Annotated in this window: 6 protein-coding genes and 2 riboswitches; of the genes, 3 read left to right on the plus strand and 3 right to left on the minus strand. The window is 46.0% G+C overall.

Going from position 1 to position 8,165, the window contains the following annotated elements:
- Positions 1 to 30 precede the first annotated feature (30 nt).
- From AC0IYG_RS14375 to AC0IYG_RS14385, 3 genes are read left to right on the plus strand one after another with little or no spacing between them, the layout of a single operon-like run.
- A complete protein-coding gene (locus tag AC0IYG_RS14375; protein ID WP_471711753.1) occupies positions 31 to 2,706 on the plus strand; it encodes a COG1470 family protein in 2,676 nt (891 codons plus the stop codon).
- Positions 2,703 to 3,239 (plus strand): hypothetical protein, encoded by a 537-nt coding sequence (locus AC0IYG_RS14380; protein WP_471711754.1) that lies wholly within the window; start codon positions 2,703 to 2,705, stop codon positions 3,237 to 3,239. Before AC0IYG_RS14375 ends, AC0IYG_RS14380 begins: the two co-directional genes overlap by 4 nt.
- Positions 3,239 to 3,727, plus strand: coding sequence for a hypothetical protein (locus tag AC0IYG_RS14385; RefSeq protein WP_471711755.1), 489 nt, complete (start codon positions 3,239 to 3,241; stop codon positions 3,725 to 3,727). The genes AC0IYG_RS14380 and AC0IYG_RS14385 overlap by 1 nt, the downstream gene beginning before the upstream one ends.
- Before the next feature lie 26 nt (positions 3,728 to 3,753).
- On the opposite strand, the gene AC0IYG_RS14390 is transcribed toward AC0IYG_RS14385, so the two are convergent.
- The 3 genes from AC0IYG_RS14390 to AC0IYG_RS14400 all read right to left on the minus strand — a co-directional run bounded on the left by AC0IYG_RS14390 (position 3,754) and on the right by AC0IYG_RS14400 (position 7,399).
- Entirely contained in the window at positions 3,754 to 4,347 is a 594-nt protein-coding gene (locus tag AC0IYG_RS14390) for an HD domain-containing protein (protein WP_471711756.1), read from the minus strand.
- A 257-nt stretch (positions 4,348 to 4,604) separates the two neighbouring features.
- Positions 4,605 to 6,770, minus strand: a complete 2,166-nt coding sequence (locus AC0IYG_RS14395; protein ID WP_471711757.1) for a TonB-dependent receptor plug domain-containing protein — start codon at positions 6,768 to 6,770, stop codon at positions 4,605 to 4,607.
- Positions 6,771 to 6,772: 2 nt separating this feature from the next.
- On the minus strand, positions 6,773 to 7,399 hold the full coding sequence (locus AC0IYG_RS14400) for a hypothetical protein (protein ID WP_471711758.1): 627 nt from the start codon (positions 7,397 to 7,399) through the stop codon (positions 6,773 to 6,775).
- Between the two features lie 127 nt (positions 7,400 to 7,526).
- Positions 7,527 to 7,777, minus strand: a riboswitch (cobalamin riboswitch).
- Between the two features lie 67 nt (positions 7,778 to 7,844).
- Positions 7,845 to 8,031: riboswitch (cobalamin riboswitch) on the plus strand.
- Positions 8,032 to 8,165 lie beyond the last annotated feature (134 nt).

Genomic DNA, 8,165 nt, shown 5'->3' on the forward strand with positions numbered 1-8,165 from the left:
TTGATCCGACTCATTTTTATAATGATATTTATGGTGAGTCTGAAAGGGTTTTGCCAGCAAAAAATCCTCGTCAGTTTATCCAATGCTCCCGAAAAAGCTTCACCGGGGAGCCATATTACCTTGTTCTTTAATGTAACTGCTTCAACCGGATTTTCAGATTCACTTCAAGAAACAATCGACCTTCCAAAAGGCTGGAAACTCCTTTCCAAGCGCAAACCCGCGCAGATTTTAGGATTGACTGAGCTTCGTTACTTCTTTGTAATAGGCACACCGACAGACTGCTCAGCCGGCAATTATGAAGTAACATTCGGTGTAAAATCAGGCACCGAGCAAGCCAGCATAAATGCGAATGTGACCGTTGAACAAGTTCGTAAAATGGTGGTTTTTGTAGTTTCCCAGCCTGAGTTTGTCAAAGAAGGCGACACATTGCGGATTGGTTATCTGATACAAAATGCGGGAAACAGCAAGGAGACGTTTGGCATCAAATCCAGCCAAGGCAAAATGGTCGATATCAAAGACAGCCTTACGCTCGGTCCGCAGGAAAAAGCCAATGTTACGGTGCTGCAAGTAATTCCATTTACCGGAAACAATGCGTGGCAAAGTGCTACGGATCTGACGGTGCAGATGACTGGCGGGCAGCCTGCTGTTTATCAGGTTATAACGACGCCCGTTTTCTCGTCAGCGATCAAGAAAATCGACCGTTACTTTCGCTTTCCAATGGAAGTCGGCGGCGGCTTTATGTCTTACAAAATAGGCAACCGGACCATGATGGCTTACCAATATAATGTGACGGGAAGAGGTTTTTTAGACCAAAAAAATAAGCATTACATCGATTTCACCGCACGCGGTCCCAATCAGTTCAACTTTCCTGCACTGGGAAATTATGATCAGTATTCACTTGAATATCAATATGATAAAAGAACATTCGTTTCAATTGGTGACTTTGTTTTGCAGTTGAATAACCTCATGGAGTTTGGCCGCTTCGGTCGCGGATTAAAAGTGGAACAGCAGTTTGCCAAAATGAGCTACGTCGTTTTCTTGCAAAAAGCCCGCTTTTATTTCAATCAGAAAGAATCATTTGGCGGAAAATTCAGCTACAAACTAGGAGACTCATTCAACGCTGGCGCAAGCTACACTTCCAAGAATGTGCTGCGCAGAAACGAACAGTTTTGGTCCAATCTCATGGGTGTTTCCGGCTCCGTCAGGACGAAAGGTTTGATTCTGGAAGCAGAGCTAGCGGCTGGTCAGGCAAGATCTCGGACTGATTATGGCGCGTTTTTAAAACTTATTCTGGTAAAAAAATGGCTTAATGTGTCATCAAACCTCATTTACGCTGGCAAAAATTTTTACGGTTTTTACAACAACAGCATTCTTTTTAGCAATAACATTGGCTTTAATATATCACCCAAAGTAACGCTCGGCGTCAGCAGCAATTTTTCCAGGGTGAACCCGAGTCTCGATGAAACGTTTTACAGCGTGTCGCCAAAAGATCGAAACTACACAGCTTTTCTGTCTTACCAGATCAACAGACGAAATGGATTTTTTGTCTATTACGCGTCTCAGGAACGAGAGGATAGGCAAAGGCCGTCGGACTTTCATTATGCTGAAAAATTTGGCAATGTGACTTACAACCTTCAAACTGAAAAATTCACCCTTTTCTATCAGGGGCGTTTCGGACATTCGCGGAACAAGCTTGTATTTGATAATACGGGAAAGAAAGAGTCGTTTTCTAATTTGATCCAGCCCGCTTTCAGGGTTGTTCGCGGTGTTTGGCTCGGCGGATATTTTGAGCATCAGCATACCAGCAAGTTTTCTGCAAATGACGCGCTTGAAAATCTGTTTTACTATGGAGGCAATGCGGGCATAAACATCAAGCGCAACCTGTTTGCCAGCTTTTTATATCGCAATAATTACGCTCCCGATGAGCTTTATGTCAAACGCAGCTTTCTGGATGTCTCGCTATTGCTGGACCTGAACCGGCACAAGTTCAGCGTTTCGGGCGGTCGTTCGCACGTTCCCAATGCACAGAATGCGGAGCAGAACACATTGTTTTTTACAGTAAAATATGCGCTCAAATTGAATGTGCCGCTTTCGCGGAAAAAAAACAGCGGGATCGTTCGTGGAAAATTAACGGGTTCAGGATTTCCAAAACAGGGCAATTTGATCCAGCTTGGAAGTCATAAGTTCCTGACAGACAGCAGTGGAATCTTTGCATTTGAAGGCGTTGCCCCGGACGCATATTATCTGAGCATAACGCAGAACGATGCGAAAAACGACGGCGTTGTTCCTGTGGTCAAAATGCCCATGTTGATTGATGTAAGCACTGATAGCATCAGAAATGTGGAAATCCAGATGACCAGGACGGGCAGTGTGACCGGGAAAGTTGAATTTTTGAAAGCCAGTCAGCAATTGTCATCCGTGCTGAGCCAAAAGCCAACCGTTTTGATAAAGCTAACGAATGGAACAGACAGTTTCCTCACTGAATTGAATGACCGGGATGAATTTTCATTCAGAGAAATGCGGCCGGGCAAATGGACATTATCCGCATTTATCGCGGCGAATCAGGATCGTTTTGTCGTCGACGACAATGTCAGGGAATTTGATATTGAAATGGATAAGACTTTCCACGCGATTTTTAAGATACATCCGAATCAAAAAAGGATTCATTTTTCTGAAAGGAATTTTGATGTTTCTGTAAAAAAATGAAAAGCGCATTGGTCATATTCCTGCTGCTGAAATGCCTTGCCGTTGCCGGGCAGGCCAGCACGAATGTGAGCATTACGCTGCCTCCGATTTCGCTGATTGATGTGGTTCCGTCGGGAGGTGGAAATGTAACTTTGACCATGACGGCATCCAATGAAGCCGGCACGATCATAGGAACGGGGATGCCCAGCGCAACTAACTGGCTGATATTCACTTCCGCTGTGACGCCCGGCGCATCGCGCAGCATCAAAGGCGACGTTATCGGAACACTTCCGGCGGGCATTAATCTGCGCCTGGCCACTGCCACATACACAGGAACAGGGCAGGGACTTACGGGCAGCAGCATAACTGTGACGAGCAGCATCCTTTTGACAAACATTGCCACAACATTCATCAGCAACATTCAGGGGGCATACACGGGCACCGGCGCAGGAGAGGGTTTTAGGCTGACCTATTCTCTGGAAATTGACGGTTATGACAAGATCCGCAGCGGAACTTCCCAGGTAACGGTAAGATATACAATGGTCGACAACTGATGAAAAAATTAGCATTCATAACATTCCTGCTGTTCCTTGCCGAGCGCGGTTTTGGTCAGTCACTGAGCATCGCCAATTTGCCCTTAGGCGCGACCTGGACCGTTTCAACATTAACTTCTTCTGTGACGAAAGCAGGTAAAGATTATGTGGTTTATGGAGAAACAAGTCTCGTCGCACAAACCACATTGAAGATCAATGCGCTGCTTTTCTGGACGGTTAATGTCCAACTATCCACCACGGCGAACTGGCATTCCGGGCTTAAAATTTACGTAATCCGGACAGGAAACGGAACCGGCGGGGCCATTTTAGACGGTGGGTTGACTTATAAGGAAGTTACCACCATGCCGCAGGCATTTTTCAGCGGAAATCTTGGCCTTGGTTATGCCCGCGACAATGTGCCCATTCAATATAAGATAGAAGGCATGTCCGTCATGCTTCCCGCAAAAACTTACACCACGACTATACAGTACACGATTTCGGGCATATAGCTTGTTAAAAGACGTTCGTCTGTGGTCTATTCTTTCTTTAAAATTCCACTTGTGACACTGTCTTCAATCAATTGTTCAGCGTAATTCCAAATCGAAACAGAACCGTTTTTGATGACCTGTTTCTTTTCATAAACCTTGCTGTAATCAACATTATATTCCTCCCAGGTTCCGCCGTTGTTGGAAACATTTTGCAGCAGCGGTTCCAGGCGGTCCATTGATTTTGCAAATTTTGCTTCATCCGTCTCGCCAGCCTCAAACTCTTCCCAAATAGCAATAAGCTCTTGTGCCTGTTTTTCTGGCAGTAACCCAAAAATCCTTTCAGCCGCTGCCCTTTCCAGGTCGGTGTTAACATGATTTTTGACGGTGTCATAAATGAAAGTGTCGCCCGCATCGATCTCGACAATGTCGTGTATCAAAACCATTTTCACCACTTTTAAAACATCAATGGAAGCATTTGAATGGCCGGATAAAATAACGGCCATCATGGCCAGATGCCAGCTGTGCTCCGCATCATTCTCATTTCTGTCGCTATTGAACAGTTTTGTCCGGCGCTGAATATATTTTAGTTTATCAATTTCCTTGATAAAATCTATTTGCCTGATCAGATCTTCGTTTAGCATTTGGAAAAAAATTATGGTAACGCAATTTAGCCAACAAATCTAACCCGCGCCTGTAAATAATCCCGGGCACGGTGGAACAGTTTTTATAAGCGACCTGCAACTTTTAAAAACTTGCAACACCTGATCGATGCCGTCGATTAGTCTAAACAATCTGAATCATGTTTGTACCCATTGGATTACTCGTTGTAGCGATCATTGTAGTCGCTGTGCTTTATTTTAGAGCAAAAAATAAGGTTGAGAAATAAGTCAGTTACGCATTAAAAGGAGAAATTGTAACGCATCGAAAACGCTCTTCCCGGCAGGTTGTAACCGCGTTTTTCGTAGTAATTCTCATCCGTCAGATTGGCGATTTTCAGGCCAAGTGAATGATGCGCATTGACTTTGAATGATGCCGCAAAATCCATTGCTGCGTAGCTTGGATATTCAATTTCCGGGTTGATCGGGTCGGTGTAATCAATGTCTTTGCGCTGGCCGACCGATCTTCCGGAAAGGCGCAATTGCAGCCATTTCCGGTTGTCATACTGAACGCCGTAATTGAATGTATTTTTAGCCACATTCTGAATGTCACGCTCCACCGCAGAAGCGTCTGTTCCAACGATCAGTTCCTTCGCTTTTAGCAAGGATGAGCCCGTAACAAATGCTTTGAATGAATAGCGATAATCCTGAAACACACCAAAATCGAACGAAACTTCCGTCTCAATTCCCTGGATCGCCGCGTCCGCTGCATTGACAAATGTCGCCCGCGAAACAATGACCTCGCCACTGCCCTGCGGCTCATTAACCACATTAATAATCTTCGCAATTCGGTTGTTAACCTTCGTTGAAAAGTAAGTAAGCCCTGCTGCGAGCCCGGAACCTGGCTTGTTATATTGGAACCCGAAATCCCAGCTTAAACTGCTTTCATTTTTCAAATCCGGATTTCCAGCCGTGACCGCGATCCTTCCTTTGGAATCTTTAACCTCATTATAACCCGCCACCGAGTAAGCGTCCGTAGTGACGAATGCTCTGCCCGTAGCCACTTTCAGCCGAAGATCTGAGGTAAGCGCATAGGTGATTCCCAGGCTCGGGCTAACGAATGGCGTTGTTTTTTTGCCAGCCTGATAAGTGGGCAAAAGTGCTGTTTCCTTTACATTGAATGTAATATTGTCATAGCGCACACCCGGTTGCAGCGTCCATTTTTTATAGTTCAAAAGCGCTTGTGCGTAAAAAGCCGACGAAGTGATCGAATAGGCAGGCTGCGTCGGTGCCCGCTCGGTCGTATCATTGCTCCATCTTCGGCTGCTCGTCTGGGCGTTCAGATAATCATAACCCAGCATGATCGTGTGCTTTCCGATCTTCCAGGAGTCCTTAATTTGTGCCCCGGTCCATTGGTTTTCACCTTCGGCCGAGCGGAACGGCATTACTGGTTTTCCCGCAACATTGAGCGTGAAGTTTTTCGTATTTTCCTGTCCATGAAAGACTTTTAAGCTCGGTTCATGATTTCCTATTATGCCCGAAACAGCCACGTCAACCGCATTTCTGTCGTTATTTTTTTTACTCGCCTCCGCACTTCCGGATGATATTTCGCCGGGAGATTCAACGTTTCTCGCTACAAAATTTTCTCCGCTTACATCGACCCGCCAGTTTTTGCTCAATTGATAGCCCAGCCGCGCCCGACCCGTGTAATAATGCAGGTTTGTAAATGGCCTGCGCTGTCCGTCCGTAACCGTTTCATCCACCTGCTCGACCGGAATATCCGTGTAATTTTTCTGTGCATTTTCAAACCCAAACAGATCCCGGAGCAGATTATTCTTTCCTATTTTATAATCCTTCGCACGCTGAAAATATGCGAACGAAACATCATAGTCGAGCTTTTTGGTCAGGTTACCGCCTGCATTAAGCCCGGCTTGCATTGTTGTAAAACTGCCATATTCTACAAATGCATTTCCCTTGGTTGGGCCTTGTGATTTGGTGCGGATAATGTTGATCACCCCGCCCATTGCCTGTGAACCATACAAAGAAGACGCAGGCCCTTTCAGCACTTCAATGTGCTCAATGCCATTCAAATTGATCTGCGATAAATTGGTAACCCCCGCCGGACGGCCATCGATCAGCAGCAATGTCCGCTGATTGAGCCCCGAAAATTGCGGCCGGAATCCGCGGATCCCGATGCCGGATGACAAGTTTGGATATTGAATCACGTTGACGGCCGCCAGCTTGCGCACAATGTCGGTAATGTCAGCGGCAGGGGTGAGTTTTAAGTCTTCACTGGAAATGATCGTAAGCTGCTGCGCCAGGTTTTCCTTCCGCGTTTCAAAGCGTGTGGCGGTGACCACGATGGGGTTGAGCAAATTGGTTTTGCTGGAATCTGCAACTGGATTCTGTGCTTTTGCACAAAGCGAAATCGCCAGCAATGCTGCGATCTGGTAAGTAAATGTTTTCAATATTAAAATGAATTGGAGAGCGTGATTGCTCCGATGACAATAGAAAAAGCGCCTACGAGATAATTGACTATCCGGAAAAACTGCTCACGTTTGGAGACATACCGGCTGATTGATAAAGCAAAAAAATAGCCATAAGCGGACATGGAAAGAATGATTCCTAAACTTTGAATGATGATGATCCAGACAGCAGTCTGCGCATCACTCGCCGCCAGGGTAAGCGCCACCGCACAAGCCCCGCCCGTGCCAGCCAGTCCATGCACCATGCCCACCCAAAAAGAGCGGCTAACCTGCTGCGGCGGATTCGTGTAAATTCGTGCATCCCGTGGTAAGAAATTCCGCCTGATCGCCACAATCCCCAGCCAGATCATCAAAGGCCCGACGAGCATTTCAACTTTTCCGGAGACTTCAAGCAAAAGCTGGGATTTAAGCAGCAGCACCAAAACTGCAAACAAAATGAGGCTCAAAGAATGCCCCAGCGCCCAATGCATCGACCGCCAGATCAGCTTCCAGCGCCGCGCCGGACCCTGCTTTTCGTCAATGGCCAGCACAGAAACGGCCGCCATATGATCGGGTTCAAAAGAATGCTGGATGCCTAAAAGAAGGGAATCGACAAGTAAGTAATTGACCATAACAATCGAATAAGGTTTCGCCAAAAAGGCACTGAACTTATCCGGATTGGAAACAGGAGCATACAAGAGGAGGGGCAAAGACGCACACGCCCTGCCGACATCCTATCGCCTTTCTTCCCGAAAGCAAAACGGATATTCTCAACTGGCAGGTCTTCTGGCTCGTTCAACTTCTAACGCCTTCCCAGGTCAATTTTGAATTTTGAATGACTGAATGTTTTTATTCATTCATTCTATCATTCTATCATTCAAAATTGCACCCCAGTGGCATTATGTCAGAAGCTTGTAAATTGAACTTACAGCAGCGGGAACTGCTCCGGAATTACACCGGATTCCCTTTTAATTCCGCCAAAGGCGGACACCAAATGAAGCGGCAAAGCTAGATCTTTTTAATCTACTTTGTTAACATTTACCATATCTTTGGCCCAATAACGAGTTCTTTACATTCTTTTTTCCAACAGAGACAGGTTTTACAAACCAGTAAATTAATAGGGAACCGTGTGAGAATCACGAGCTGTCGCGCAACTGTAAGTAACGCAAAAAGTTTATATCAAAAGTTGTCCACTGGGTGCACACCCGGGAAGGATGATATGAATGTTACAAGCCAGGAGACCTGCCTTTTTCAAAGTTGACGATGCTTTCGCGAGATGAAGCAAGTCGGTCCGGATATCTGTTTTTCGTGGTTTTAACAACCCGGAACTGCAACAGGCGTGCTCCTGCACGACATGCTGGCTTCCTCTTCTGATCGCATCGTGAAAATGATGCAAGG

The organism is Dyadobacter sp. AC419, assembly GCF_979253085.1.

Excerpts from the sequence above, each read along its gene's own strand:
- AC0IYG_RS14385 (WP_471711755.1), top strand. The coding sequence starts at position 3,239 with ATGAAAAAATTAGCATTCATAACATTCCTGCTGTTCCTTGCCGAGCGC.
- AC0IYG_RS14380 (WP_471711754.1), top strand. The coding sequence starts at position 2,703 with ATGAAAAGCGCATTGGTCATATTCCTGCTGCTGAAATGCCTTGCCGTT.
- AC0IYG_RS14390 (WP_471711756.1), bottom strand. The coding sequence starts at position 4,347 with ATGCTAAACGAAGATCTGATCAGGCAAATAGATTTTATCAAGGAAATT.
- AC0IYG_RS14375 (WP_471711753.1), top strand. The coding sequence starts at position 31 with ATGGTGAGTCTGAAAGGGTTTTGCCAGCAAAAAATCCTCGTCAGTTTA.
- AC0IYG_RS14400 (WP_471711758.1), bottom strand. The coding sequence starts at position 7,399 with ATGGTCAATTACTTACTTGTCGATTCCCTTCTTTTAGGCATCCAGCAT.